Below are 25,085 nucleotides of genomic sequence, written 5' to 3' on the forward strand. Positions count from 1 at the left end.
GTTCCAGATCAATCAGGACAACTCGGCAGCACCCGCTTGCCAATCGCAAGTATGAAAAATCCCTCACCTTCGGTTAACACCGATTAATCGCTGATTAATGCTGCCCCCTCATTCTGCAATCACCTGATCGATGACCTGCGCGACGCTCGCTCCGACGACGAAAGCGATTTCAACGCGCCGCCCTTAATATCAAGTTAATCGATTGTTTTTAGCATTAATTTGCGCTTTTCAATCAACTTAGTTGGCGTAGCATTAAACCCATGCAAGACACATCCGCCAACGAATCTGGAGTAAAGAACATGAAAACCAAACTGATCCTCGCCCTGACCCTGTCCGTACTGGCCGCCAACACCTTCGCTGCCGATGGCTCGGACAAAACCAAATCCTCCGACTTTATTACCGGCGGTTCCGCCGTCATCGAAACCAGCCACTCGGGCACTTACGCCGCAGATGGTTTTGATAAAACCAACATCGGCAAAACCGTCGCAGCTGACGGCTTCGACAAGACCGGTACCGCTGCAGCCATCAGCTAAGTATGAGCAGTTCTTCCACAGCCCGGCTTCGGCCGGGCTTAGTCATTTCTGAAGCATCACATATTCTCAAATCACCCAAATCCCCTGTAGGAGCTGCCGAAGGCTGCGATCTTTTGATCTTGATCTTAAAAAACAAAATCAAAAGATCGCAGCCTGCGGCAGCTCCTACAGGGGGATCAGCGTTTGACTGGAAATACGTGGAGCGTCCTTGCACTATGGCCGCATCCGAAACGCAGCCTCAGGAATTCATTCACCATGTCCGATGACATCCACTACTACGAACCCGCCAACGGTCACGGCCTGCCCCACGATCCGTTCAACGCCATCGTCGGCCCGCGCCCCATCGGCTGGATTTCTTCGCAGGATGCCCACGGCCAGCTGAATCTGGCGCCTTACAGCTTCTTCAACGCGTTCAACTACATTCCGCCGATCATTGGTTTTTCCAGTGTCGGGCGCAAAGACAGCCTGAACAACATCGAGCAGACCGGTGAATTCGCCTGGAACCTCGCCACCCGGCCGCTGGCCGAGCAGATGAACCAGAGCTGCGCGATGGTCGCGCCTGAGGTCAACGAGTTTGAATTGGCCGGGCTGACGCCGGTGGCGTCGAAGGTGATTGCGGTGCCACGGGTAGCCGAAAGCCCGGTGTCCTTCGAATGCAAGGTCACACAGATCATTCAGTTGCAGCGTGCCGATGGCGAAACCGTGCCGAGCTGGCTGATTCTCGGCGAAGTGGTCGCCGTGCATATCGCCAAATGGCTGTTGAAGGACGGGATCTACGACACCGCCGCGGCAGAACCGATTCTGCGCGGCGGCGGGCCGGCGGATTACTTCCAGTTGGGGCCTGAAGCCCTGTTCAAGATGTGGCGCCCGGGTGCGGGCAAGTAAGCGCAGTTACCAGATCAGCTCGGCGTCAGCGGTGACACCCTTGAGGCGGTCCAGCTCCTGGGTCGCCGCGTCATCGGCAGCGATGGCGCCGGGAAACACCTGATCACCCAGCAGTTTGTGGAAGCGTGGCGCACCGCCATCGACCAGAGCCTTGACCGCGATTGCCGCGTGATAACCCTTGTTGCCGCCCAACTCGACGGGGACGACTGCGGAGACTGCTTCGAAGTGTTCGAACTCTTTACGTGCCATGGCACACATCCTGGCTCAGACGAATAAGCCGGACATTAAACCCTCAACCGGCGAGTTTGTGTATCGGTGCCGGACATTGTCCGAGCGCCTGCGCCGCCGACACCTCTTTGAAGGTGTGGAAATCCAGGCTGTTGACCACCAGGTCCTGAACCAACTCGGCAAAGATCTGCATCGACGGGCTGTTGAAATAAGCCGTCATCGCCTGTTGATGGCTCCAGAAACCAGAGACCAGCCACAGCTCCGGATCGCATTGCGAATGCTGCAGGGCAAAGCTCAGGCAACCGGGGGCGGCGCGCGACGGTTCGATCAAGGCACTGAGGCGCACACCCAGTTCAGCGGAGCGTCCGGCGCGCGCTCGAACGAAGGCCATATGACTGACGGGAATCTGCTTGGACATGTTCAACCCTCCCAGGGAGTCGCGTGGCAGCCGGGGGACGGGCTGCGACAGGATCCAAGATTAAGGGCCGGTCGCAGGGTGCCGTTAGTCGATTCCTGCCGCTGCGTTGCACAATCCTGCGAGACTGCACAAAAGTCCGGCAACCACCACTAAAACCCTGTCACACCCCTGTCATACGCGTTTTGTGTAGGAGTTGGCGCAGGCTGCGATCTTTTGACTTTCGCTTTTAAAATCAAAAGATCGCAGCCTGCGGCAGCTCCTACAGGGGTATTCGCCGCAAGGGGTAAGGTGGCGGTCGCGGGCTGATGGCCGACGCGCAAAACCAGCCCATGCAGAATCAGGCAAGCATTTGACAGGATGTGTCTACCGCTCGCGCTTGCACAAACTTATGCTCTGCCCCATTCCAGATCCCTTGCCGAGGATGCCGTGCATGACGTCATTCGATCGTTTCCAAGCCCCGCCCGATGCCGACATGGAAAAACAGCGCGCAGAACTCGCGGCGATCATCCGTCGCAACACCACCGACGATGGCAGTTACGCGACCGCCATCGGCTCGCTGTTCATGTCGCGCCACACCCAATCCCACGACTTCGCCCCGGTACTCGCGCAACCGGCGCTGTGCATCATGGCTCAGGGTCGGAAAGAGGTGCGGCTGGCGGATGAGTACTTCAATTACGATCCGCTGAATTACCTGGTGGTCTCGGTCTCGATGCCGCTCAGCGGACGGGTGGTGAATGTCTCGCCGCAGGAGCCGATCCTCGCTGTGCGCCTGGACATCGACCCGGCGGAAATCACCGCACTGATCGCCGACGCCGGCCCGATGGGTGTGCCGACCCGGCCCACGGGACGCGGTCTGTATGTCGAGCAGATCGACAGCGCGATGCTCGACGCGGTGCTGCGGCTGGCGCGCCTGCTCGACGCGCCGAAAGACATCGCCATGCTCGCGCCACTGATTCGCCGGGAAATTCTCTATCGCCTGCTGCGCAGTCCGCAGGGCCATCGTCTGTATGAAATCGCGATTGCCAACAGCCAGAGCCACCGCATCAGCCAGGCGATCAAATGGCTCAACGGCAACTTCGAGCAGCCGCTGCGCATCGATGATCTGGCGAAGGAAGTGAACCTCAGCGTCTCGACCCTGCATCACCGTTTCAAGGCAATGACGGCGATGAGTCCGTTGCAGTACCAGAAGCAGCTGCGCCTGCAAGAGGCGCGACGCCTGATGCTGGCTGAAGGGCTGGAAGCTTCGGCCGCGGGGTATCGAGTCGGGTATGAAAGTCCGTCGCAGTTCAGCCGCGAGTACAGCCGCTTGTTTGGCGCGCCGCCGTTGCGGGATCTGGCGCGGTTGCGGCAGTCGGTCTGATCCGGAATCTGCTCTGCTGCGGCTGACGCTTTCGCGAGCAAGCCCGCTCCCACAGTGGACTAGTGTTGATCACACATCCAATGTGGGAGCGAGCTTGCTCGCGAAGAGGCCGGAATGCTCAGCAAAAAATCCGGATCAGATCGCCAAGACCCGACACGCCGTTCAGAGCGCCCGGATCACGTGCTTGATTTCCTGAAACGCGGCCAGCCCCCACGGCCCCAATTCACGGCCGATGCTGCTCTGCTTGTAGCCGCCCCACGCCGTCTGCGGGAAGATCACCTGCGGCGAGTTGATCCACACCAGTCCGGCCTGCAACGCATTCGCCACCCGATCTGCCGCAGCCGCATCGCGAGTCACCACACTGGCGACCAGCCCAAACTGGCTGTCGTTGGCCAAGGCAATCGCCTCGGCTTCGCTGCTGAAACTGCGCACGCAGAGCACCGGGCCAAAGATCTCTTCACACCACAACGCACTGTCGAGGGGCACTTCGGTGAACACCGTCGGCTGCAGGAAATACCCGCGTGGCAGATCCGCCGGACGATTGCCGCCGCAGATCAATTTCGCCCCGGCGCTCAAGCCGCGATCGATGTGGCCGAGCACGCGCTGGTACTGCGCCTGATTGACCAGCGCGCCCATCTCCACTTCAGGATCGAACGGATCGGCCACGCGGATTTTTTCCGCGCGGGCCTGCAAACGGATAAGGAATTCGTCGGCCAGCTCATCGGCGACCAACACCCGACTGGTGGCCGAGCACATCTGCCCGGCGTTGAAGAATCCGCCGCCACAGGCCAGCTCCACCGCCAGTTCCAGATCGGCATCGGCCAGAACCAGCAGCGAAGATTTGCCCCCCAGTTCCAGGCTCACGCCCTTCACGGTTTCGGCGGCGCGTTGCATCACTTGCACGCCGACCGCATTGCTGCCGGTGAAGGAGATCTTGGCGATGCGCGGATCAGCCGACAGCGGCGCACCGACCGCCAGACCGGTGCCGCACACCAGGTTGAACACGCCTTGGGGCAGACCGGATTCGGCGATGATCGCCGCCAGTTCCAGCTCCGGCAGCGGCGTGACTTCCGACGGTTTCAACACCACGCAGCAACCGGCGGCCAGCGCCGGCGCGAGTTTCCACGCGGTGGTGACCATCGGGAAATTCCACGGCACGATCAGCCCGACCACACCACACGGCTCACGCCGCAGACGCGCACTGAAGTCGTCGCTGGGCAGCGGCACATTGCTGTCCTGGTGCGCATCGAGACCTTCGGCGAGTTCGGCGTAATACTCGAACGTGGCGATCACATCATCGACGTCAATGGACGCTTCGAACTGCGGTTTTCCGTTGTTGCTCGACTGCAGCTGCATCAGGTGATCGCGACCGTTGCGCACGCCATTGGCGATGTTGCGCAGGATCGCACCACGTTCGGCACCGCTGGTTTTCGACCAGCTCTTGAACGCTTCAGTGGCTGCGCTGACGGCCAGATCAACCGCGCTTTCATCGCCGCCATTGACCGTGGTCAGCAGTGCTTCGGTGGCCGGGTTGATCACCCGCAGGTGTTCGCGACCGGCAGACCATTGGCCGTTGATGTACAGGCCATCGAGTGTGGTTGGGAAATTGATCATTTGGCCACCGCCTGCATCCATTGAGTCTGGTCGATTTCAATCAGGGTCGGGCCCTGACGATCAGTGGCGGCACGCAGCGCACCACGCAGCTGTTCAACCGAGCTGATCGCTTCGGCGGCGCAGCCCAGGGCCTTGGCGACGCCGATGAAATCCGGGGTGTAGATATCGACGCCAACCGGCTCGATGGCACGGTTGACCATGTACTTCTTGATCTCTTCGTAGCCCTGGTTATTCCACAACAGGACGATCACCGGTGTGCGCGCTTCGACTGCGCTGGCCAGTTCCGGCAGGGTGAACTGCAAGCCGCCATCACCGATCAGGCACACCACTGGCGGGCGCGCGCCGCCCTTGATGCGGCCGCCGAGCCATGCGCCGATCGCCGCCGGCAAGGCGTAACCGAGGGTGCCGTAACCGGTGGACGAATTGAACCAGCGGCGCGGGTGATCCGGGTTGAACGTGAGGTTGCCGGTGTACACCGGTTGCGTGGAATCGCCGACGAACACCGCATCCGGCAGTTCATCAAGCACAGTGTCGAGAAAGAGGGTCTGGGCCAGGGTCGGCGCATCCCAGCTTGCGGCCAGTTCAGTGCGCAATTGTGCGGCGCGAACCTGACCCCAATCGCTGCTGCGTTCGGCGAGTTTTTGCTGTGCCAGCGCACTGAGCAGCGCTTGCGCGGCGTTACGCGAATCGGCGACCAACGCCACGTGCGGCGGATAGTTGCGCACGGTCTGATCGGCGTCGATGTCGATGCGCAGCAACTTGCCGGGGATCTCGAAACCACCGGCGAAGGTGACGTCGTAATCGGTCTCCGCCAGCTCGGTGCCGATCGCCAGCACCACGTCGGCATCGGCCACCAGTGCACGGGTCGCGACCAGCGTTTGCGTCGAGCCGATCAGCAGCGGGTGGTTCGACGGCAACATGCCTTTGGCGTTGATGGTCAGTGCTACGGGGGCATCGAGGCGCTCGGCCAGTCGGGTCAGCTCGGGGGCGGCGTCGATGGCACCGCCGCCAGCGAGAATCAGCGGGCGCTTGGCGTTGGCCAGCAGCTCAGTCATGCGGCTGACGGCACTCGGTGCCGCACCGGCACGATCGATGTTCACCGGAACACTGCCGAGCAATTCATCGGCCTCTTCGACCAGCACGTCCAACGGAATTTCGATGTGCACCGGACGTGGACGCCCGGCCTGGAACAGGGCGAAGGCACGGGCCAGCACGCCCGGCAATTCCGCAGCGGACATCAGGGTGTGAGAGAACGCAGCGACACCGCCGACCAGCGCACTCTGGTTCGGCAACTCGTGGAGCTTGCCGCGACCGCCGCCCAACTGGCTGCGGGTCTGCACGCTGGAGATCACCAGCATCGGGATCGAGTCGGCGTACGCCTGGCCCATCGCGGTGGTGATGTTGGTCATGCCCGGGCCGGTGATGATGAAGCACACACCCGGTTTGCCGCTGGTGCGCGCATAGCCGTCAGCCATGAAACCGGCACCCTGTTCATGCCGTGGAGTGACGTGGTTGATGCGCGAACGGGCCAGCCCGCGATACAGCTCCACGGTGTGCACCCCGGGAATGCCGAACACCTGCTCGACCCCGTAATCCTCGAGTAACTTGACCAGTACTTCGCCACACGTCGCCATGCCGATTGCCCTTCTTGTTGTTCAATACGCCGTGCCAGTGTGGGAGCGAGCTTGCTCGCGAAAGCGGTGTATCAGCCACATTGATGCTGAATAGAAAACCGTATTCGCGAGCAAGCTCGCTCCCACATCGATCCGGGTGGAATGGGCTCATTGAACGGGCGGCGAGTAGCGGCAACAATCGATTAAAAGTCATACTAGCCATGTCCTCACGTCATACCTCGGATCCCCATGAAACGACTGCCTCCCCTGCCCGCCCTGCACACGTTTCTGATCACTGCGCAGTGCTGCAATTTCACCCGGGCGGCCGAGCAGTTGCACATCACCCAGGGCGCGGTGAGCCGGCAGATCGCCGGGCTGGAGGATCATCTCGGTTATGAGTTGTTCATTCGTCTGGCCCGAGGCCTTGAGCTGACCGCTGAAGGACGTGAGTGGCTGCCACGGGTGGAGAAGATCTTTGGCCTGATCAGCGAAGCGACCGAGCAGATCGGTCTCAAGCGGCAAACCCTGCAACTCAAGGCGCCGAGCTGCGTGATGCGCTGGCTGGTGCCGCGCCTGCTGCAGTGGCAAAAGGAACGCCCGGATGTGCCGGTCAAACTGACCACCACACTGGCCCACGGCGTGGACTTTCAGCGTGAGCCATTCGATGCCGCGGTGATCTACGGCACCCCGCCGGACAATTCGTCGACGGCCCTGCATCTGTTCGATGAACAACTGACGCCAGTCTGTTCGCCAGCGCTATTGAAGGGCCCACCGGCGCTGAGCGAACCGGCCGATCTGCAACAGCATCTGCTGCTGCATCCCACCCACGATATCCAGGACTGGACCGTGTGGCTGACAGCCGCCGGGTTGCAATTGAGCAATGTCGACACGGGGCAGCATTTCGAGACGCTGGATCAGGCGATGTCGATGGCCTCCCACGGGACGGGTGTGGCGATTGGCGACTGGTCGCTGATCGGCGATGACCTGCGCGCGGGGCGGCTGGTGATGCCGTTTGAGTTGAAGGTGAAGACGGGGCTGGGGTACTACGTGGTGATGCCGCAGGGTGGGGAAGCATCGCCGCAGTTGGAGGAGTTGATGATCTGGCTGGTGGAACAGGCGCATACCCGCTGAAACAAACAAATACCCCTGTGGGAGCGGGCTTGCTCGCGAAGGCGGAGTGTCAGTCACTTCAAATGTCGCTGACACACCGCCTTCGCGAGCAAGCCCGCTCCCACATTTGTTCCGCGTCGTTGCTTAGTAGCCGACCGTAAACCGCTGACGCGAATGCTTCGGCGTTTCCACTTCGTCGATCAGCGCGATCGCGTAATCGGCGAAGGTGATCCAGCTACGACCTTCGGCACTCACCAGCAAGTGATCCTTGCCGACGCGGAAGGTGCCGGTGCGCTCACCTTCGACAAACTCTGCCGATGGCGAGAGGAAGGTCCAGTCCAGATCCTGCTCCTGACGCAACGCATCGAGAAACGCTGCGCCCGCACTGGCCTCGGTTTTGTATTCGGCGGGGAAACCCGCGCTGTCGATCACTCGAGTGTCGTCCGGCAGCAACAGCGAACCGGCCCCCCCGACCACCAGCAGACGCTTCACGCCCGCCTGCTTCACCGGGCCGACCACGGCACTGGCCGGTACGGTGGCGAAATGCGCGGCGCTGATCACCACGTCATGACCGGCGACGGCGGCTTGCAGCGCCGCCGAATCCAGCACATCGACATTCTTGCTGACCACACCGGCACGGTTACCGATCTTCGAGGTATCGCGGGCGATGGCGGTGACGCTATGACCGCGACGCAGGGCTTCTTCCAGCAGTTGGCTACCGGCACGGCCGGTGGCACCAATGATTGCGATCTTGCTCATGACATTCTCCAGTTGGCTTGAGAGTTTCAACGACGGCATAAATCTAATCTTGAAGCGGTATTCCCTGTGGCGAGGGAGCTTGCTCCCGCTGGAGGGCGAAGCACTCCCCGCCCGTTTCAGATACAACGCATTGGCAGGTTTTACGCCTGCTGCGCAGGCGGGCGGGAGCAAGCTCCCTCGCCACAAAAGTCCTCTCGACCTCTGTTTCAGATCAATCGGGTTACCACTTCATCTCGCCCTTGGCGACTTTGGCGCTCAGCTCCAGCGAGCTTTCTTCGCCGAGTTTCGGGTAGCGTTTTTGCATGGCCTTGATCAGTGCGGCGGAATCCTTGGCCTTGGCGGTTTCTTCGTCGAAAGCCTTAATGTAGTCGGCGGTGAATTTCACGCTGGCCAGCGAGCGGCTGCTCTCGCCCAGATAGTGACCCGGCACCACGGTTTTCGGCTTCAGGGTTTCGATCGAGTGCAGGGTTTGCAGCCAGTCGGCGTGGGATTGCGCGGTCTGAGTGTCGGCCATCCACACATGGATATTCTCGGCAACCACGACGCCACCGACCACAGCCTTGAGCGACGGAATCCACACGAAGCTGCGATCCGGTTGTTTGCCTTCAAGTCCCACCACCTGCAACTTCTGCCCTTCGAGCATCAGGCTGTCGCCCTTGAGCACGCCCGGCACGATGGTTTTGGCTGGCACGTCGGCGCCCATTTTCGGGCCCCAGAAGGCGAGTTTGCCGTCGACGGTCTGCTTGATGTGATCGACGGTCGGCTGCGAGGCCAGCACGGTGGCGTCGGGGAAAGCCTGAGTCAGGGTGTCGAGGCCGAAGTAGTAATCCGGGTCACCGTGGCTGATGTAGATGGTGGTCAGGTGCTTGCCGCTGGCGCGGATCTTTTCCACCACCTGCTCGGCCTGGGCCTTGCCGAATTGCGCGTCGACCAGGATCGCGTCTTTCTCGCCGCTGACCAGCACCGAAGTCACCGGGAAAATCGCGTTGGTGCCCGGGTTGTAGACATCCAGGGTCAGGTTGGCGGCAGCGGCGTGTGCCGCGAAACCGAGGGTGGCGGTGGCGAGCAAAACGCGTTTAAGGGAAGTGAAGCCGATCATCTGTTGCTCCGTGGTCCGAATGCCGTGGTTGGCGATGGGACAGAGCTTAGTTGCCTGACTCGGTACAAAAAATGCGATGCTTGGACATAGTTTGTTTCTGAAAGCGGGCAAATCATGGATCGTCTTCAAGCAATGCGGGTGTTTGTCACGGTGGTGGATCTGGGCAGCCAGTCGGCGGCCGCCGATCATCTGGACCTGTCACGGCCGGTGGTGTCGCGCTATCTGGCGGAGCTGGAAGACTGGGTCGGCGCGCGCCTGATGCACCGCACCACGCGCAAGTTGAGCCTGACCGCCGCCGGCAGTGAAATCCTGCCGCGCTGTCGGCAGATGCTCGAACTCTCGACGGATATGCAGGCGGCAGTCAGTGAACCGCACGATGCACCGCGAGGATTGCTGCGTATCAGCGTCAGCACCTCGTTCGGCCAGGCGCAACTGGCCGATGCCATGGCCGCTTACGTCAAGCGCTACCCCGGGGTCAGCATCGACCTGCAGATGCTCGACCGCACGGTGAACCTGGTGGATGAGCGCATCGACCTGGCGATCCGCACCAGCAATGACCTGGACCCGAACCTGATCGCCCGACGCCTGACCGTGTGCCGCTCAGTGGTCTGCGCCGCACCGGCGTATCTGCGCGATAACCCGCCACCGCAGCGGGTCGAGGACCTGGGCCGACACAACTGCCTCACGCACTCGTATTTCGGCAAGAGCCTGTGGCATTTCGAGGAGGATGGCGAACCGGTGTCGGTGCCGGTACAGGGCAACATCAGCGCCAATGAAGCCAGCACCCTGTTGCGGGCGACGCTGGCCGGCGCGGGGGTGGCGATGCTGCCGACCTATCAGGCCGGGGTGCATGTGCATGCCGGTGAACTGGTGCGTTTGCTGCCGGATGCCGAGCCACGACAGATGAACATCTACGCGGTGTATGCGTCACGCAAACACATGCCGGCGGCGCTGCGCAGCATGCTGGATTTTCTCGTCGAACGATTCCCGGAAAATCCCAAATGGGATATTGGCCTGTAAATCCGGTATTCCTGTGGGAGCGGGCTTGCTCGCGAATGCGTCGTGTCAGTCAAGGGCAATCCAGACTGACACACCGCCTTCGCGAGCAAGCCCGCTCCCACAGGTGTCATCCGTGTGCTGAAGGTATGTCACCTACGCGGGAGCCGTGGCTGGCAACTCTGTACCGCTGACCTATGCTGAAAGTAATACCGCAGGGTATGCGTTCAGAGGTCAACGCCATGAACATCAGAACAAGAAGGTACTTCGCGATTTTCATCACCTGCGCCGCCACGCTGGCGCTGTACGGCACCGCGGCCTGGCGGGTCGAGCAACTGCGACAACTGCCCCGCGAGTTCGCGAGTTGCAATTTCGAGCGCTGCATTCCGCATAACGCGACGCTCAATGCACTGCGCTGATTGACCTGAGTTGCAGTGCAATCCTGTGGGAGGGGGCTTGCTCCCGAATGCGGTGTGTCATTCAGCATTGATGCAAACTGATAGATCGCTTTCGGGAGCAAGCCCCCTCCCACAGGAGACCGCAGCGTTTACCAGATCACTGCTCGGCCTTCAGCCGGTCGCGGAAGGCCTTTGGCGATATCCCCACCCGGCGCCGGAACAGGCGCGTGAAGTTGGTCGGATCGGAAAACCCCAACAACTCCGACATCTCGTAAATGGTCATGCTGGTGTAGGTCAGCAAACGTTTGGCTTCCAGCAACTGGCGTTCGTGCATGATCTGCAGCGCCGGCTGCCCTGCCAGTTCACGGCAGGTGCCGTTGAGGTGCGACACCGAAATCCCCAGGCGATGGGCGAGGTCTTCGACCTTCACATGCTGGCGGTAAGTCTCCTCCACCAATTGAATGAACCCGTTGAGGTATTCGCGCTGGCGTTGCGGTCGCTGGCTGGCGTTATGGCGCACGATCGCCTGTCGGCTGACCCAGACCATGATCACGCTGACCAGCGAATGCATGAGCATTTCCCGCGCTGGCTGATGGCCGTTGTACTCGGCCTGCAACGCTGAAAACAGGCTGTTCAGGTACTCCGCATCCTTGCCCGCCGGATAGTGCTCGGCCTGGGCCAGTGCGTGCACCGAATTGCCCAGTTGCGCCTGCAAGTGATTGATCAACGGATTGGCGAGGGTGACGACGAATCCTTCGACGTCCTCGGAAAAGCGGAAGCCATGCACCGACAACGGTGGCAGGACTTGAATGGCGGGTTCGTTGAGCTGCGTGCGTTGACCTTCGATTTCAAGCTCTGCCTGACCTTTGAAGACGAAGAGCAACTGGCACAAATCGGCGTGGCGATGGGGTTTGATTTCCCATTGATGTTCGCGGCTGCGTTTGGAAATGGTTTCACAGTGCAGCAAGTCAGGGGTCGGCCAGTCCAGGCTTTCACCGTAGAGCTTGAACACCGGAATCGAAGGCAGGTCAGGCTTGTTCATCACTTCAATCCAGGCCTCGAGGTTGCGGGCGATAATCGCACCGATTGGCAGAATGTACAGGTATCGGCTCAGTTTTCACCTTCAATTGACAGACCCGCAAGGGAAAAATGCAAGCACTCGATCCATAAAAATCATTCACCGGCTCCCGTCGCGTGAAGCTTGCGAGTCATAAAAACAATGAAAACGCTGAAAACCCAAGTCGCCATCATCGGCGCCGGTCCGTCCGGATTGCTCCTCGGTCAGTTGTTGCACAACGCTGGTATCGACACCCTGATTGTCGAACGCCAGACACCCGATTACGTGCTCGGGCGAATTCGCGCCGGGGTGCTTGAACAGGGCATGGTAGAGCTGTTGCGTCAGGCCGGCGTGGGTGCGCGCATGGATGCCGAAGGGTTGGTGCACACCGGCTTCGATCTGGCATTGGATGGACGTCTGGCACACATCGATCTGCAGGGTTTGACCGGCGGAAAAACCGTGATGGTTTACGGCCAGACCGAAGTCACTCGCGACCTGATGGCCGCTCGTCGGGAGGCCGGGGCGCTGTCGTTTTATGAAGTGAGCGATGTCGTTCCTCACGGCATGAAAAGCGACGAGGCCTTTGTCACTTTCGAAAAGGACGGTGAAACCTGGCGCGTCGACTGCGATTACATCGCCGGTTGCGATGGTTTTCACGGCGTGGCCCGGCAGTCGATTCCCGAAGACTGCCTGAAGATTTTCGAGCGGGTCTATCCGTTCGGCTGGCTGGGGATTCTCGCGGACACCCCGCCGGTGCACGAAGAGCTGGTGTACGCCCGTCACGAACGCGGCTTCGCCCTGTGCAGCATGCGCTCGGCCACCCGCACCCGTTACTACCTGCAAGTGCCGGCCGAGGAAAATGTCGCCGACTGGTCCGATGAGCGCTTTTGGGATGAACTCAAAAGCCGCTTGCCCACGGCGCTTGCCGAAAAACTGGTGACCGGCCCGTCGATTGAAAAAAGCATCGCCCCGCTGCGCAGTTTTGTCGTCGAGCCGATGCAGTACGGGCGGATGTTTCTGCTTGGCGATGCCGCGCATATCGTCCCGCCCACTGGCGCCAAGGGCCTGAATCTGGCGGCCAGTGACGTCAGCACTTTGTTCAATATCCTGCTGAAGGTTTACCGCGAAGGACGCACGGACTTGTTGGAGAAATACTCGGAAATCTGCCTGCGCCGGGTATGGAAAGCCGAACGGTTTTCCTGGTGGATGACCTCGATGCTGCATCGCTTCGACGAACACGATGATTTCAGTCAGCGCATCAGCGCCTCGGAACTGGACTACTTTGTCAGTTCAGAAGCGGGGCGAAAAACCATTGCAGAAAATTACGTCGGACTTCCTTATGAGGCTATCGAATAGCTTCCTACCGACTTACACTGGCGAGCATTCCCGCTCGCCTGACGATCCGCGGGACTCTCACTGCCCGCAGGTTTCGCCCGTGACCAATCTTCACCAGCCTGAAACACCCAAACCGGCCATTCGCAGCGTGCTGGTCGCGCTGATGCTGGCGATCTTTCTCGGCGCGCTGGACCAGACCATCGTCGCCGTCTCGATGCCCGCCATCTCCGCACAATTCAAGGATGTCAGCCTGCTGGCCTGGGTGATTTCCGGGTACATGGTGGCGATGACCGTGGCTGTGCCGATCTACGGCAAGCTCGGCGATTTGTACGGGCGGCGCAAACTGATGCTGTTCGGCATGGGCCTGTTCACCCTCGCCTCGCTGTTTTGCGGCATGGCGCAAAGCATGGAACAACTGGTGCTGGCGCGGATTCTCCAGGGCATCGGCGCCGGCGGGATGATTTCGGTCAGTCAGGCGATCATCGGCGACATCGTCCCGCCCCGCGAACGCGGCCGTTATCAGGGTTACTTCAGCAGCATGTACGCGGTCGCCAGCGTCGCCGGGCCGGTGCTCGGTGGCTACATGACCGAATACCTGTCGTGGCGCTGGGTGTTCCTGATCAACCTGCCGCTGGGGCTCGGCGCCTGGTGGGTTGCCAATCGCAACCTGCGCGGGCTGCCGATTCCGCAGCGCAAGCCGATCATCGACTACCTCGGCACACTGCTGATGATCATCGGTTTGACCGCCCTGCTGCTGGGCATCACTCAGGTCGGTCAGGGCCATTCGTGGCGCAGCAGCGAAGTGCTCGGCTTGTTTGCCTGTGCAGTGCTGGTACTGGCGGTGTTCGTCTGGCATGAACGCCGGGCGCGTGAGCCGCTGCTGCCGATGCACCTGTTCACCAACCGCAATGCGTTGCTGTGCTGGTGCACGATTTTCTTCACCAGTTTCCAAGCGATCTCGCTGATCGTGCTGATGCCGCTGCGCTTCCAGAGCGTCACCGGCGCCGGGGCCGATGCGGCGGCGTTGCACTTGCTGCCGCTGGCGATGGGGCTGCCGATTGGCGCTTATTTCGCCGGACGCCGCACCTCGGTCACCGGCCGTTACAAACCACAGATTCTGACTGGCGCGCTGCTGATGCCGATCTCGATTCTCGGCATGGCGTTCAGCCCACCGGACGCGACGCTGGTCAGCAGCCTGTTCATGCTGCTCAGCGGGATTGCCGGCGGCATGCAGTTCCCGACCTCACTGGTGGGCACGCAGAACTCGGTGGATCAGCGCGACATCGGCGTCGCCACCAGCACCACCAACCTGTTCCGCTCGCTGGGCGGCGCGGTGGGTGTGGCGTTGATGTCGGCGCTGTTGCTGGCCTTTTTGCAGGACTCGAGTTTTGCCCATCTGGCGAGCAACGCGCTGATCAGCGAGGGGCATTCGGGCAATGTGCTGCTCGACGGTTTGAACGCCGCCCCGGGTGATGCACAGAACGCCTTGCGCGCCGAGCTTTCGGTGAAGTTCCGGCATCTGCTGTGGGTGAGTACGGCGGTATCGCTGCTGGGGCTGGCGGCGGCAATTGCGATGCCGAACAAGTTGCTGCGCGGGCGGGAGCATGGGGCCAAATAACAGCAACACCGCGATCCCCTGTAGGAGTGAGCCTGCTCGCGATGAGGGTGTGTCAGTCCACATCATTGTTGAATGACACACCCCCATCGCGAGCAGGCTCACTCCTACAAAGGCAGTTCACTCAGGGGCTGTAGTAACCCACCGCCACCAGAAAATGCCCGACCTTTTTCAGGTAGGCATGCTTGTCCTCGACCTTGCCGGTCACCGGATTTTTCCAGCGGTATTCGTATTCGCCGTCATCCTGCTTGGCGATCAGCGCCAGAATCGGCTCGCCCACCGGTTTGCCTTCCGGGTCGTTGATCTTGCTGAAATCGGTATTGATCAAGCGCAGGTTGGTGCCGTGAGCAACGTAGCGCTGGGTGTTCAAATCGACGACGAACACATACAAGTCATCCTGCAGATAACCGCCCTTGAGCGAGTTGATGGCCGTCAGGGTGCCCTTCTCGTTTTTCCCCAGATCGGTTGCAGCCTTGTCGAGGAGTGCCTTGGCCTGCTCGGCTGAAGCACGCGGCAGGTAATAACCGACCGCCAGAATGCGCTGACCGATGCGCTGGTAATACACATGTTTGCGCTCGACCTTGCCGTCCGCCCAGTTCTGCCAGCGGTATTCGGCCTGTTGAATGCCGTTGCCTTCCGGCACCAGCAAGGCGTCCTTGAAGGCTTTCTGCAAATCCGGCGCAAGCACCTCGCTGACGTCACGGCCGATCAAGGCTGAGGATGGGCCACCACTGGCGAGCATCACGCCTTTGGTATCGACCACGAACACGTAGCGATCCTTGTCGACAAACTCGCCCTGACGGCTGAACGCGGCGAAGGCCTTGTCGCCATTGTCGTGGTAATAGGCCAGGGCCTTTTCCAGCAGCGCAATGGCGGCCTTGCTGTCGTCCTTTTGCGCGGTGGCAGCGTTGACCTGCGCTACCCCCACAAAAAGCATTACACCGAGCCACACCACTTTATGCAAAAACCCCATAACGCATCCCTCGTTCTTGTTGGTGTTTCAAGAGCGTAGACGGCTTGGGGTAGGACGGCGGTCGAAGATGAATCCAGAAGTTGCCGCATTTCCTGTGGCGAGGGAGCTTGCTCCCGCTCGGCTGCGAAGCAGTCGCAAAACCTGCAAGTGCGCTCTACCTGAACGAAAGCAGGGGAGCGCTTCGCACTCCAGCGGGAGCAAGCTCCCTCGCCACAAAGGTTCCTGACTCCGGCCCTATGGCCGGGCATTGATCTGCTGCTGCAAGTTCTGGATCTGCGCCTGCAGGGTGTTGATGTTGCGGGTCATCTGGCCACGGAATGCGTCGAACTCGGCGGTATTGCCGCCACCCTGCACAGCGGCCGGGCGGTTGTCCTGTTCACTCTTGAGGACGATGATTTCCTGCTCCAGACGCTCAATCGCCGCGCTCGGGTTGCCTTGCTTCTTCAACGCGGCAATGTCGGCACTCAGGCTCTTGAGCTGCGCATCGAACTTGCCGGTGTCGACCGGGGCGCTTTTCAGGGTTGCCAGTTCCGCACTCAGGGCTTTGACCTGAGCCTGCAACTGGGTATTGGCGTTCTGTTGTTCGGTGGTCTGCGCGGTCATCTGCGCCAGACGCTTGTCCAGATCGCTGGTCTGACCGACCACGCCTTGCTGCTGTTTACTTTGATCCAGCAACTGGGTTTCCAGCTGTTTGATCTGCTGCTTCAAGGCTTCGCTGTCGCTGTTGACGTTGCTCTGGCTGGCGACGACCTTGCCGGAAATATCCTGCAGGCGCCCCGCCGCTTCCTCGCTGATGCGCGCAAAGCTTTCCTGGGTGGCCACCAGTTGCTGCTCCATCAGCGAAATCTGCTGGAAGCTCCACCAGGCCAGACCGATGAAAGCAAAGAACAGCGCGCCAACCAGCGCCCACAACGGCCCGGTGCTCGCGGCCTTGACCTTGACTACCGGCGGCGTGCGCGAATGCACGGAAGTGCGGGCGGTCGGCGGAATGTCATCGTCGTCAAAGGTGTCGGCCCGCAGGCTCGGTACATCGTCGAAATCGTCGTTGGCATCGTTACGCATGGACATTGAGGCAACCTTTGTGGAACGCGGTGATGGCTGAATGCTGCGAAGTATAACCGCCGCAGCCGCAGGGATTGACCCTCAAGCGGCAGTGCGGTTCATTGCCGGCCGGGCGACTTGTATCAACGGATGTCCTGGGCTTTCCACCAGCCACAGAACTCGTCGAGGGCCGACCACAGGCTGACTTTCGGATCGTAGTCCAGATAATGCCGGGCGCGACTGATGTCGAGGGTGAAATTTTTCTTCATGACCTGCATGCCCAGCCGCGACAGGGTCGGCTCCGGGCGTCCCGGCCAGAGTTTGCACACGCCTTCGTTGAGCGCCGCAACACTGTAGGCCAGACCGTACGAGCGGTATTTGGTGACCTGCGGCACTTCCATTTTGCGCATCACATAATTGACCACATCCCACAACGGCACCGGCGCGCCATTGCTGATGTTGTAGGCCTTACCCAACGCGGAACCGGCCGCCAGCAGACTGCTGAGCAGCGCTTCGTTGAGGTTCTGCACGCTGGTGAAGTCGACCTTGTTCAGGCCGTCGCCGATGATCGCCAGACGCCCCTTGCGCTGCATGTTCAGCAGGCGCGGGAAGATGCTCATGTCGCCGGCACCGGTGACGAAACGCGGGCGCAGGGCGATGGTTTCGAGGCCGAACTCCTGGGCGCCGAAGACCTTTTGCTCGGCCAGGTATTTGGTCGCTGCGTAGTGATGTTTGAAGCGCTTGGGCACTTGCTCTTCGGTCAGGCCGAGGTGATCGCGGCCATCGAAGTAGATCGACGGCGACGACAGATGCACCAACCGCCGCACGCGCTGCTTGAGGCAGGCTTCGACGACGTTTTCGGTGACCTGCACGTTGCCCTGATGAAAGTCCTGATAACGCCCCCACAGGCCGACGGCACCGGCACAGTGCACCACGGCTTCGACGTCGGCGCAAAGTTCACGCACCAGATCCGCATCGGTGAGATCGCCCGGGACGAACTCGGCGCCACGGCGCACCAGATGCTCGACGCTCTCGGCCCGGCGACCGTTGACCCGCACGTCCAGGCCCTGCTCCAGGGCGAAACGCGCAAAGCGTCCGCCAATGAAGCCGCTTGCGCCGGTGACCAGAATTTTCATGTAACGCTCCGATGTCTTTCGTTTACCTGATACGTCTGTCTTGACGCTGACCGTCAGCCCAAGGGCACCAGCCATCGTGGTGAAGAACGTAGCAATTGTTCGGTCAGCAAGCCCAGCAACTGACCGCCATTGCGCCAATGATGCCAGTACAACGGCACATCGATCGGTTTATCTGGCAACAGTTCGCGCAAAGTCCCGCGTTGCAACTGCTCGCGCACTTGCAGTTCCGGCACCAGTCCCCAACCGAACCCGGCTTCGGTCAGACGCACAAAACCTTCGGATGACGGGCACAAGTGGTGCTCGAAACCACCGTCGACACCGAGCGATGCGAGGTAGCGATGCTGGAGGAAATCGTCCGGCCCGAACACCAGCGCCGGGGTACGCGGCAACTGTTCGGCACGCACGCCATCGGGGAAATGCCGTTCGATGAACGCCGGACTGGCCAGCGCCCGATAGCGCATCGCCCCGAGCAACACACTGCGCGCACCGGCCACCGGGCGTTCGCTGGCACAGACACACGCCGCGACTTCTCCGGCACGCATGCGCTTGAGGCCGACGGTCTGATCTTCCACCACCAGATCCAGCAATAAATGCTGCTCGGCGCAGAAATCGCCCACGGCTTCGGCCCACCAGGTGGCGAGGCTGTCGGCGTTGAGGGCGATGCGCAAACGCTCCGGCACGCCCTCTTCGTCGAGCGCCGGCACCAGGGTCTGCAAGTCACGCTCAAGCAGGCGCACCTGCTGCACATGGTTGAGCAGGCGCCGGCCGATTTCGGTCGGCGACGGCGGCGTGCCGCGCACCAGCACCGGTTGGCCGACCCGCGCTTCCAGCAGTTTGATCCGCTGGGAAATCGCCGATTGCGACAAGCCCAGCACCTGTGCGGCGCGTTCGAATCCGGCCTGCTCGACCACAGCGGCCAGCGCGGAAAGCAATTTATAGTCGAACATCAGTTTTCCTAATGAGCGATCAGCACTATTGGTTTTTCTTATACAGCTTTCGACCGGAGAATAGCCAGCAAGCACTCTTTATCAAGGAACACTGCAATGGCTGGCGAAACCTCACTCACGACGTTGCTGCGCAGCATGAGCCCGCAGCTCAATGCCGGCGAATACGTGTTCTGCACCCTGCGTGACGCTCAGTTGCCCAACGGTCTGGAGATTGTCGGCAGCTTTCGTGAACAGGAAGGCCTGACCGTGATCCTCGAACGCTCTCAGGCGGAACACGCCGGGTTCAGTTTCGATTATGTCGCGGCGTGGATCACCCTCAACGTGCATTCGGCACTGGAAGCGGTCGGCCTCACCGCTGCGTTCGCCACAGCACTGGGCAAGGCCGGGATCAGTTGCAACGTGATCGCCGGTTACTACCACGACCACTTGTTTGTCGGCCAGGCCGACGCCGAACGCGCCATGCACGTGCTGCGCGATCTCGCAGCCAACGCGGAGTAATCGTCATGTGGCAAAGCTATGTGAACGGCCTGCTGGTGGCGTTCGGGTTGATCATGGCGATCGGCACGCAGAATGCTTTTGTATTGGCCCAGAGCCTGCGGCGCGAACATCACCTGCCGGTGGCGGCGCTGTGCGTGGCGTGCGATGCGCTGCTGGTGGCGGCCGGGGTTTTCGGCCTGGCCACGGTGTTGGCGCAGAACCCGACATTGCTCGCGGTGGCACGCTGGGGCGGCGCCGTCTTTCTGATCTGGTACGGCAGCCAGGCGCTGCGCCGGGCGTTCTCGAAACAGAGTCTGGATCAGGGCGAAAACCACACCGTACGCTCGTTGCGCGCGGTGATGCTCAGCGCGCTGGCAGTGACGTTGCTCAATCCGCACGTTTATCTGGACACGGTGTTGCTGATCGGCTCGCTCGGTGCGCAGCAGTCGGTGCCGGGGGCTTATGTCGTGGGCGCGGCGAGTGCATCGCTGCTGTGGTTTTTCACTCTTGCCCTCGGTGCCGCATGGCTCGCGCCGTGGCTGGCAAGGCCGAGTACCTGGCGGATTCTCGATCTGGTGGTGGCGTTGATGATGTTTACAGTCGCAGGGCAATTGATATTGGCGCAGTGATTTATTCCAAACAGCTCTGGAACCTCTATCCCACACAGTTGTTGCGTGGTTAAGCCTTGACCCCGGTGCTATGATCCGAACCCTGCGCCGCAAAGAGTAAAAACTCGTCGGTGCATTTCTGGCCGCCCGTGATCGGCCTTGCGCTCACCGCAACAGACCTGATTAGGAGAATCATCATGGCTTTCGAATTGCCGCCGCTGCCTTACGCACACGATGCCCTGCAGCCGCACATTTCCAAGGAAACCCTGGAATTTCACCACGACAAGCACCACAACACCTATGTCGTGAACCTGAACAACCTGGTGCCAGGCACCGAGTTCGAAGGCAAGACCCTGGAAGAGATCGTCAAGACTTCCTCGGGCGGCATCTTCAACAACGCCGCTCAGGTCTGGAACCACACTTTCTACTGGAACTGCCTGGCGCCAAACGCCGGCGGTCAACCAACCGGCGCACTGGCTGAAGCCATCAACGCGGCTTTCGGTTCGTTCGACAAGTTCAAGGAAGAGTTCAGCAAAACCTCGATCGGCACCTTCGGTTCCGGCTGGGGCTGGCTGGTGAAGAAGGCTGACGGTTCCCTGGCTCTGGCCAGCACCATCGGCGCCGGCAACCCGCTGACCAGCGGCGACACCCCGCTGCTGACCTGCGACGTCTGGGAACACGCTTACTACATCGACTACCGCAACCTGCGTCCGAAGTACGTTGAAGCGTTCTGGAACCTGGTCAACTGGAAGTTCGTTGCTGAGCAGTTCGAAGGCAAAACCTTCACCGCTTAAGCTTCGCGCCAGATAAAAAACCCGGCTATGGCCGGGTTTTTTTATGCCCGAAAAAAGCCGCACCGCATCGAATCCCACTCAGGCCGTTTTCCCACAACGAAAGCAGCCTTCGACCTCTTGCCGCCGCGCCGTAGCGGGCTACCATCAAATCAGTGAAAATTTGTTCCGTACCGCTCAAGTTGAGGGCCGAAACTACCGACACAGTACAAATAGAGCTGAGACTCCAGACAGCAGCATTTCGGCCAAGGCCACGGGCAAATGTTCCGGGGCTTGATTGTCCCTTTGACTGCCAACACGGGATTGCCAATACTCATGGCAACTTGACGCTACCCGCACGGAACAAGGAATAACCCTTTGAAGCTGGAACTCAAGAACAGCTTGTCGGTGAAGTTGCTCCGGGTCGTGCTCCTTTCGGCATTGATCGTCGGCGTGGTCTTGAGCTGCGCCCAGATCGTTTTCGATGCCTATAAAACCCGCCAGGCGGTGGCCGGCGATGCGCAGCGCATCCTCGACATGTTCCGTGATCCCTCGACTCAGGCCGTGTACAGCCTGGACCGGGAAATGGGCATGCAGGTGATCGAAGGCCTGTTCCAGGACGACGCCGTGCGCCAGGCCTCCATCGGCCATCCCAACGAAGCCATGCTGGCGCAAAAATCCCGCGAGTTGCAGCACTCCAACAGCCGCTGGCTGACCGATCTGATCCTCGGTCAGGAACGCACCTTCACCACCCAACTGGTCGGCCGCGGCCCGTACAGCGAGTATTACGGCGACCTGAGCATCACCCTCGACACCGCCACCTATGGCGAGAGTTTCATCGTCAGTTCGGTGATCATTTTCATTTCCGGGGTGTTGCGCGCCCTGGCCATGGGCCTGGTGCTGTATCTGGTCTATCACTGGCTGCTGACCAAGCCGCTGTCGCGGATCATTGAGCACCTGACCGAAATCAATCCCGATCGCCCCAGCGAGCACAAGATTCCGCAGATCAAGGGCAACGAGAAGAACGAACTCGGCATCTGGATCAACACCGCCAACCAGTTGCTTGAATCCATCGAACGCAACACGCACCTGCGCCACGAAGCGGAAAACAGCCTGCTGCGCATGGCTCAGTACGACTTCCTCACCGGCCTGCCGAACCGCCAGCAATTGCAGCAGCAACTGGACAAGATTCTGGTCGACGCCGGCAAGCTGCAACGCCGGGTCGCGGTATTGTGCGTGGGCCTGGACGATTTCAAAGGGATCAACGAGCAGTTCAGCTACCAGACCGGCGACCAGTTGCTGCTGGCGCTGGCCGACCGCCTGCGCGGCCATAGCGGTCGCCTGGGTGCCCTCGCCCGTCTGGGCGGCGACCAGTTTGCGCTGGTGCAGGCCGATATCGAACAACCTTACGAAGCGGCAGAGCTGGCGCAAAGCATCCTCGATGATCTGGAAGCGGCGTTTGCCCTCGACCATCAGGAAATCCGCCTGCGCGCGACCATCGGCATCACCCTGTTCCCCGAGGACGGCGACAGCACCGAGAAGCTGTTGCAGAAGGCCGAGCAGACCATGACGCTGGCCAAGACCCGTTCGCGCAACCGTTATCAGTTCTACATCGCCAGTGTCGACAGCGAGATGCGTCGCCGTCGCGAACTGGAAAAAGACCTGCGTGACGCGCTGATTCGCGATCAGTTCTACCTCGTCTATCAACCGCAGATCAGCTACCGCGATCACCGCGTGGTCGGGGTTGAAGCGCTGATTCGCTGGCAGCACCCGGAGCACGGTCTGGTGCCGCCGGACCTGTTCATCCCGCTGGCCGAGCAGAACGGCACGATCATCGCCATCGGCGAATGGGTGCTGGATCAGGCCTGCAAGCAATTGCGCGAATGGCACGATCAGGGCTTCGTCGATCTGCGCATGGCGGTCAACCTGTCCACCGTGCAACTGCACCACGCCGAGTTGCCGCGAGTGGTCAACAACCTGCTGCAGATCTACCGTTTGCCGCCGCGCAGCCTGGAGCTGGAAGTCACCGAAACCGGCCTGATGGAAGACATCAGCACCGCCGCCCAACACCTGCTGAGCCTGCGTCGTTCCGGGGCGCTGATCGCCATCGACGACTTCGGCACCGGCTACTCATCACTGAGTTATCTGAAAAGCCTGCCGCTGGACAAGATCAAGATCGACAAGAGCTTCGTTCAGGATCTGCTGGATGACGACGATGATGCGACCATCGTTCGCGCGATCATTCAACTGGGCAAGAGCCTGGGCATGCAGGTGATCGCCGAAGGCGTGGAAACCGCCGAGCAGGAGTCCTACATCATCTCCGAAGGCTGTCACGAAGGTCAGGGTTACCACTACAGCAAACCGCTGCCTGCCCGGGAACTGACTGCCTACCTCAAGCAAGCCCAGCGCAGCAACGCGGCTATTTTATAAAGTCAAAAGATCGCAGCCTGCGGCAGCTCCTACAGGGAGCGCATTCCCCTGTAGGAGCTGTCGAGTGAAACGAGGCTGCGATCTTTTGATCTGCGCCATCACACCGGCGTAAACAAGAAATATTTCCAGCCACAGCCCTTTACACATAATGCGAAAGATTTGCATTATGTCGCAGCTTTGCGCACCCCCGCGCCCTGTCCATTCAATTACCGAAGCAGGATGTTCGCCATGATTCGTATGCCTCTGGCTACCGCCAGTCTGCTGGCCATCGCTATTTCCCTCGCCGGTTGCGGCGAAGGCAAAGACAAGGCTGCCGCTGCGGCCACGCCGACTCCAGCCGCCAGCACCGCTGCCGCTGCTCCTGCCGCAGCCGGGAAAGTCGACGAAGCCGCCGCCAAGGCTGTGGTCGCGCACTACGCCGACATGGTCTTCGCCGTCTACAGCGATGCCGAATCCACCGCGAAAACCCTGCAAACCGCCGTAGACGCCTTCCTCGCCAAGCCGAATGCCGAGACGCTGAAAGCCGCCCGTGAAGCGTGGATCGCCGCACGCGTTCCGTACCTGCAGAGCGAAGTATTCCGCTTCGGCAACACCATCATCGACGACTGGGAAGGTCAGGTGAACGCCTGGCCTCTGGACGAAGGCCTGATCGACTACGTCGACAAATCCTACGAGCACGCACTGGGTAACCCGGGTGCCAACGCCAATATCATCGCCAACACTGAAGTCCAGGTCGGCGAAGACAAGGTCGATGTCAAAGACATCACCCCGGAAAAACTCGCCAGCCTGAACGAGCTGGGCGGTTCCGAAGCCAACGTCGCCACTGGCTACCACGCCATCGAATTCCTGCTCTGGGGCCAGGATCTGAACGGCACCGGCCCGGGCGCCGGCAACCGTCCTGCTTCCGACTACCTGGAAGGCGCAGGCGCCACCGGCGGTCACAACGATCGTCGTCGTGCGTACCTCAAAGCGGTGACCCAACTGCTGGTCAGCGACCTGGAAGAAATGGTCGGTAACTGGAAGCCGAACGTGGCTGACAACTACCGCGCCACCCTGGAAGCCGAGCCTGCCGAAACCGGCCTGCGCAAAATGCTGTTCGGCATGGGCAGTCTGTCGCTGGGTGAGCTGGCGGGCGAGCGCATGAAGGTGTCTCTGGAAGCCAACTCCCCGGAAGACGAACAGGATTGCTTCAGCGACAACACCCACAACTCGCACTTCTACGATGCCAAAGGCATTCGTAACGTGTACCTGGGCGAATACACCCGCACCGACGGCACCAAGATGACCGGTGCCAGCCTGTCGTCGCTGGTGGCCAAGGCCGACCCGGCTGCCGACAACGCGCTGAAAGCCGATCTGGCCGCTACCGAAGCCAAGATCCAGGTCATGGTCGATCACGCCAACAAGGGTGAGCACTACGATCAGTTGATCGCTGCGGGCAACACCGCTGGCAATCAGATTGTGCGTGATGCCATCGCTGCGCTGGTCAAGCAGACCGGTTCGATCGAAGCCGCTGCCGGCAAGCTGGGCATCAGCGACCTGAACCCGGACAACGCTGATCACGAGTTCTGATCACGCGCGCTCGACTGAAAAAGGCGACCTCCGGGTCGCCTTTTTCATGCCTGCCATGCACAAAACCCTGTGGGAGCGGGGGGGGGGGGGGGGGGGGGGGGGGGGGGGGGGGGG

General features: G+C 60.8%; 24 protein-coding genes. 13 read left to right on the forward strand and 11 right to left on the reverse strand.

The genetic code is table 11. The features are described from left to right. Positions 1–299: 299 nt before the first annotated feature. Both NTD85_RS09625 and NTD85_RS09630 read left to right on the forward strand, forming a co-directional pair. The gene (locus NTD85_RS09625) at positions 300–533 is read left to right on the forward strand and encodes a hypothetical protein (RefSeq protein WP_003227625.1); all 234 of its coding nucleotides are present in this window, start codon (positions 300–302) and stop codon (positions 531–533) included. Between the two features lie 255 nt (positions 534–788). Then, positions 789–1,418 carry a flavin reductase family protein gene (locus NTD85_RS09630; protein WP_003227627.1) on the forward strand — a complete coding sequence of 210 codons (630 nt, stop codon included), beginning with the start codon at positions 789–791 and terminating at the stop codon, positions 1,416–1,418. 6 nt (positions 1,419–1,424) lie between these two features. On the opposite strand, the gene NTD85_RS09635 is transcribed toward NTD85_RS09630, so the two are convergent. Beyond that, a complete protein-coding gene (locus tag NTD85_RS09635; protein WP_003227629.1) occupies positions 1,425–1,667 on the reverse strand; it encodes a hypothetical protein in 243 nt (80 codons plus the stop codon). Between the two features lie 43 nt (positions 1,668–1,710). Next, positions 1,711–2,064: an antibiotic biosynthesis monooxygenase family protein gene (locus tag NTD85_RS09640; protein ID WP_003227631.1), complete on the reverse strand. Its 354-nt coding sequence runs from the start codon at positions 2,062–2,064 to the stop codon at positions 1,711–1,713. A 430-nt stretch (positions 2,065–2,494) separates the two neighbouring features. Here NTD85_RS09640 and NTD85_RS09645 point away from each other — a divergent pair, with 430 nt between their 5' ends. After that, the gene (locus NTD85_RS09645; protein WP_262142025.1) at positions 2,495–3,424 is read left to right on the forward strand and encodes an AraC family transcriptional regulator; all 930 of its coding nucleotides are present in this window, start codon (positions 2,495–2,497) and stop codon (positions 3,422–3,424) included. A gap of 162 nt (positions 3,425–3,586) precedes the next feature. On the opposite strand, the gene NTD85_RS09650 is transcribed toward NTD85_RS09645, so the two are convergent. Then, positions 3,587–5,035 carry an aldehyde dehydrogenase family protein gene (locus NTD85_RS09650; RefSeq protein WP_262142034.1) on the reverse strand — a complete coding sequence of 483 codons (1,449 nt, stop codon included), beginning with the start codon at positions 5,033–5,035 and terminating at the stop codon, positions 3,587–3,589. Continuing rightward, positions 5,035–6,672, reverse strand: a complete 1,638-nt coding sequence (locus NTD85_RS09655) for a 5-guanidino-2-oxopentanoate decarboxylase (protein ID WP_262142026.1) — start codon at positions 6,670–6,672, stop codon at positions 5,035–5,037. The genes NTD85_RS09650 and NTD85_RS09655 overlap by 1 nt, the downstream gene beginning before the upstream one ends. Before the next feature lie 228 nt (positions 6,673–6,900). Between NTD85_RS09655 and NTD85_RS09660 the strand changes: the two genes are divergently transcribed. After that, on the forward strand, positions 6,901–7,782 hold the full coding sequence (locus NTD85_RS09660) for a LysR substrate-binding domain-containing protein (protein WP_103486315.1): 882 nt from the start codon (positions 6,901–6,903) through the stop codon (positions 7,780–7,782). A gap of 123 nt (positions 7,783–7,905) precedes the next feature. Here the strand turns inward: NTD85_RS09660 and NTD85_RS09665 are convergent, their stop codons facing one another. Continuing rightward, positions 7,906–8,520: an NAD(P)-dependent oxidoreductase gene (locus NTD85_RS09665; protein WP_003227638.1), complete on the reverse strand. Its 615-nt coding sequence runs from the start codon at positions 8,518–8,520 to the stop codon at positions 7,906–7,908. A gap of 220 nt (positions 8,521–8,740) precedes the next feature. After that, the gene (locus NTD85_RS09670; RefSeq protein WP_262142027.1) at positions 8,741–9,619 is read right to left on the reverse strand and encodes an MBL fold metallo-hydrolase; all 879 of its coding nucleotides are present in this window, start codon (positions 9,617–9,619) and stop codon (positions 8,741–8,743) included. Positions 9,620–9,733: 114 nt separating this feature from the next. Here NTD85_RS09670 and NTD85_RS09675 point away from each other — a divergent pair, with 114 nt between their 5' ends. Next, positions 9,734–10,639, forward strand: coding sequence for a LysR family transcriptional regulator (locus NTD85_RS09675; protein ID WP_262142028.1), 906 nt, complete (start codon positions 9,734–9,736; stop codon positions 10,637–10,639). Positions 10,640–10,857: 218 nt separating this feature from the next. Then, a complete protein-coding gene (locus NTD85_RS09680) occupies positions 10,858–11,034 on the forward strand; it encodes a hypothetical protein (protein WP_003227641.1) in 177 nt (58 codons plus the stop codon). A 136-nt stretch (positions 11,035–11,170) separates the two neighbouring features. On the opposite strand, the gene NTD85_RS09685 is transcribed toward NTD85_RS09680, so the two are convergent. Continuing rightward, on the reverse strand, positions 11,171–12,055 hold the full coding sequence (locus NTD85_RS09685; protein ID WP_103486318.1) for a helix-turn-helix domain-containing protein: 885 nt from the start codon (positions 12,053–12,055) through the stop codon (positions 11,171–11,173). A 177-nt stretch (positions 12,056–12,232) separates the two neighbouring features. Here NTD85_RS09685 and pobA point away from each other — a divergent pair, with 177 nt between their 5' ends. Beyond that, a complete protein-coding gene (gene pobA, locus NTD85_RS09690) occupies positions 12,233–13,426 on the forward strand; it encodes a 4-hydroxybenzoate 3-monooxygenase (protein WP_262142029.1) in 1,194 nt (397 codons plus the stop codon). A 79-nt stretch (positions 13,427–13,505) separates the two neighbouring features. Further along, positions 13,506–15,023 carry an MDR family MFS transporter gene (locus NTD85_RS09695; RefSeq protein WP_262142030.1) on the forward strand — a complete coding sequence of 506 codons (1,518 nt, stop codon included), beginning with the start codon at positions 13,506–13,508 and terminating at the stop codon, positions 15,021–15,023. Between the two features lie 121 nt (positions 15,024–15,144). Here NTD85_RS09695 and NTD85_RS09700 read toward each other — a convergent pair whose 3' ends face one another. The 4 genes from NTD85_RS09700 to NTD85_RS09715 all read right to left on the reverse strand — a co-directional run bounded on the left by NTD85_RS09700 (position 15,145) and on the right by NTD85_RS09715 (position 19,117). Continuing rightward, the gene (locus NTD85_RS09700; protein ID WP_262142031.1) at positions 15,145–15,993 is read right to left on the reverse strand and encodes a cache domain-containing protein; all 849 of its coding nucleotides are present in this window, start codon (positions 15,991–15,993) and stop codon (positions 15,145–15,147) included. A 234-nt stretch (positions 15,994–16,227) separates the two neighbouring features. Beyond that, positions 16,228–17,061 (reverse strand): ATPase, encoded by an 834-nt coding sequence (locus NTD85_RS09705; RefSeq protein WP_262142032.1) that lies wholly within the window; start codon positions 17,059–17,061, stop codon positions 16,228–16,230. Between the two features lie 116 nt (positions 17,062–17,177). Next, complete coding sequence (locus NTD85_RS09710) at positions 17,178–18,170, reverse strand: NAD-dependent epimerase/dehydratase family protein (RefSeq protein ID WP_047296149.1); 993 nt, start codon at positions 18,168–18,170, stop codon at positions 17,178–17,180. Between the two features lie 53 nt (positions 18,171–18,223). Continuing rightward, complete coding sequence (locus NTD85_RS09715) at positions 18,224–19,117, reverse strand: LysR family transcriptional regulator ArgP (RefSeq protein WP_003227656.1); 894 nt, start codon at positions 19,115–19,117, stop codon at positions 18,224–18,226. 96 nt (positions 19,118–19,213) lie between these two features. On the opposite strand from NTD85_RS09715, the gene NTD85_RS09720 reads away from it, so the two are divergent. From NTD85_RS09720 to NTD85_RS09740, 5 genes are all read left to right on the forward strand, one after another. Next, entirely contained in the window at positions 19,214–19,615 is a 402-nt protein-coding gene (locus NTD85_RS09720) for an ACT domain-containing protein (RefSeq protein WP_262142033.1), read from the forward strand. Positions 19,616–19,620: 5 nt separating this feature from the next. Further along, a complete protein-coding gene (locus NTD85_RS09725; protein ID WP_103486325.1) occupies positions 19,621–20,223 on the forward strand; it encodes a LysE/ArgO family amino acid transporter in 603 nt (200 codons plus the stop codon). Between the two features lie 176 nt (positions 20,224–20,399). After that, the gene (locus NTD85_RS09730) at positions 20,400–20,996 is read left to right on the forward strand and encodes a superoxide dismutase (protein ID WP_003227660.1); all 597 of its coding nucleotides are present in this window, start codon (positions 20,400–20,402) and stop codon (positions 20,994–20,996) included. 354 nt (positions 20,997–21,350) lie between these two features. After that, a complete protein-coding gene (locus NTD85_RS09735) occupies positions 21,351–23,402 on the forward strand; it encodes a putative bifunctional diguanylate cyclase/phosphodiesterase (protein WP_003227662.1) in 2,052 nt (683 codons plus the stop codon). A 228-nt stretch (positions 23,403–23,630) separates the two neighbouring features. Then, positions 23,631–24,971, forward strand: coding sequence for an imelysin family protein (locus tag NTD85_RS09740; protein WP_003227663.1), 1,341 nt, complete (start codon positions 23,631–23,633; stop codon positions 24,969–24,971). The last annotated feature ends 114 nt before the right edge of the window (positions 24,972–25,085 follow it).

It is taken from the genome of Pseudomonas sp. 13B_3.2_Bac1, assembly GCF_025466205.1.
In the GTDB taxonomy this organism is placed as follows: domain Bacteria; phylum Pseudomonadota; class Gammaproteobacteria; order Pseudomonadales; family Pseudomonadaceae; genus Aquipseudomonas; species Aquipseudomonas fluorescens_H.

Bases quoted from the DNA above. Each gene is read 5' to 3' on its own strand.
- NTD85_RS09625 (WP_003227625.1), top strand. From the start codon at position 300: ATGAAAACCAAACTGATCCTCGCCCTGACCCTGTCCGTACTGGCCGCC.
- NTD85_RS09630 (WP_003227627.1), top strand. From the start codon at position 789: ATGTCCGATGACATCCACTACTACGAACCCGCCAACGGTCACGGCCTG.
- NTD85_RS09635 (WP_003227629.1), bottom strand. From the start codon at position 1,667: ATGGCACGTAAAGAGTTCGAACACTTCGAAGCAGTCTCCGCAGTCGTC.
- NTD85_RS09640 (WP_003227631.1), bottom strand. From the start codon at position 2,064: ATGTCCAAGCAGATTCCCGTCAGTCATATGGCCTTCGTTCGAGCGCGC.
- NTD85_RS09645 (WP_262142025.1), top strand. From the start codon at position 2,495: ATGACGTCATTCGATCGTTTCCAAGCCCCGCCCGATGCCGACATGGAA.
- NTD85_RS09655 (WP_262142026.1), bottom strand. From the start codon at position 6,672: ATGGCGACGTGTGGCGAAGTACTGGTCAAGTTACTCGAGGATTACGGG.
- NTD85_RS09660 (WP_103486315.1), top strand. From the start codon at position 6,901: ATGAAACGACTGCCTCCCCTGCCCGCCCTGCACACGTTTCTGATCACT.
- NTD85_RS09665 (WP_003227638.1), bottom strand. From the start codon at position 8,520: ATGAGCAAGATCGCAATCATTGGTGCCACCGGCCGTGCCGGTAGCCAA.
- NTD85_RS09670 (WP_262142027.1), bottom strand. From the start codon at position 9,619: ATGATCGGCTTCACTTCCCTTAAACGCGTTTTGCTCGCCACCGCCACC.
- NTD85_RS09675 (WP_262142028.1), top strand. From the start codon at position 9,734: ATGGATCGTCTTCAAGCAATGCGGGTGTTTGTCACGGTGGTGGATCTG.
- NTD85_RS09680 (WP_003227641.1), top strand. From the start codon at position 10,858: ATGAACATCAGAACAAGAAGGTACTTCGCGATTTTCATCACCTGCGCC.
- NTD85_RS09685 (WP_103486318.1), bottom strand. From the start codon at position 12,055: ATGAACAAGCCTGACCTGCCTTCGATTCCGGTGTTCAAGCTCTACGGT.
- pobA (WP_262142029.1), top strand. From the start codon at position 12,233: ATGAAAACGCTGAAAACCCAAGTCGCCATCATCGGCGCCGGTCCGTCC.
- NTD85_RS09700 (WP_262142031.1), bottom strand. From the start codon at position 15,993: ATGGGGTTTTTGCATAAAGTGGTGTGGCTCGGTGTAATGCTTTTTGTG.
- NTD85_RS09705 (WP_262142032.1), bottom strand. From the start codon at position 17,061: ATGTCCATGCGTAACGATGCCAACGACGATTTCGACGATGTACCGAGC.
- NTD85_RS09710 (WP_047296149.1), bottom strand. From the start codon at position 18,170: ATGAAAATTCTGGTCACCGGCGCAAGCGGCTTCATTGGCGGACGCTTT.
- NTD85_RS09715 (WP_003227656.1), bottom strand. From the start codon at position 19,117: ATGTTCGACTATAAATTGCTTTCCGCGCTGGCCGCTGTGGTCGAGCAG.
- NTD85_RS09720 (WP_262142033.1), top strand. From the start codon at position 19,214: ATGGCTGGCGAAACCTCACTCACGACGTTGCTGCGCAGCATGAGCCCG.
- NTD85_RS09725 (WP_103486325.1), top strand. From the start codon at position 19,621: ATGTGGCAAAGCTATGTGAACGGCCTGCTGGTGGCGTTCGGGTTGATC.
- NTD85_RS09730 (WP_003227660.1), top strand. From the start codon at position 20,400: ATGGCTTTCGAATTGCCGCCGCTGCCTTACGCACACGATGCCCTGCAG.
- NTD85_RS09740 (WP_003227663.1), top strand. From the start codon at position 23,631: ATGATTCGTATGCCTCTGGCTACCGCCAGTCTGCTGGCCATCGCTATT.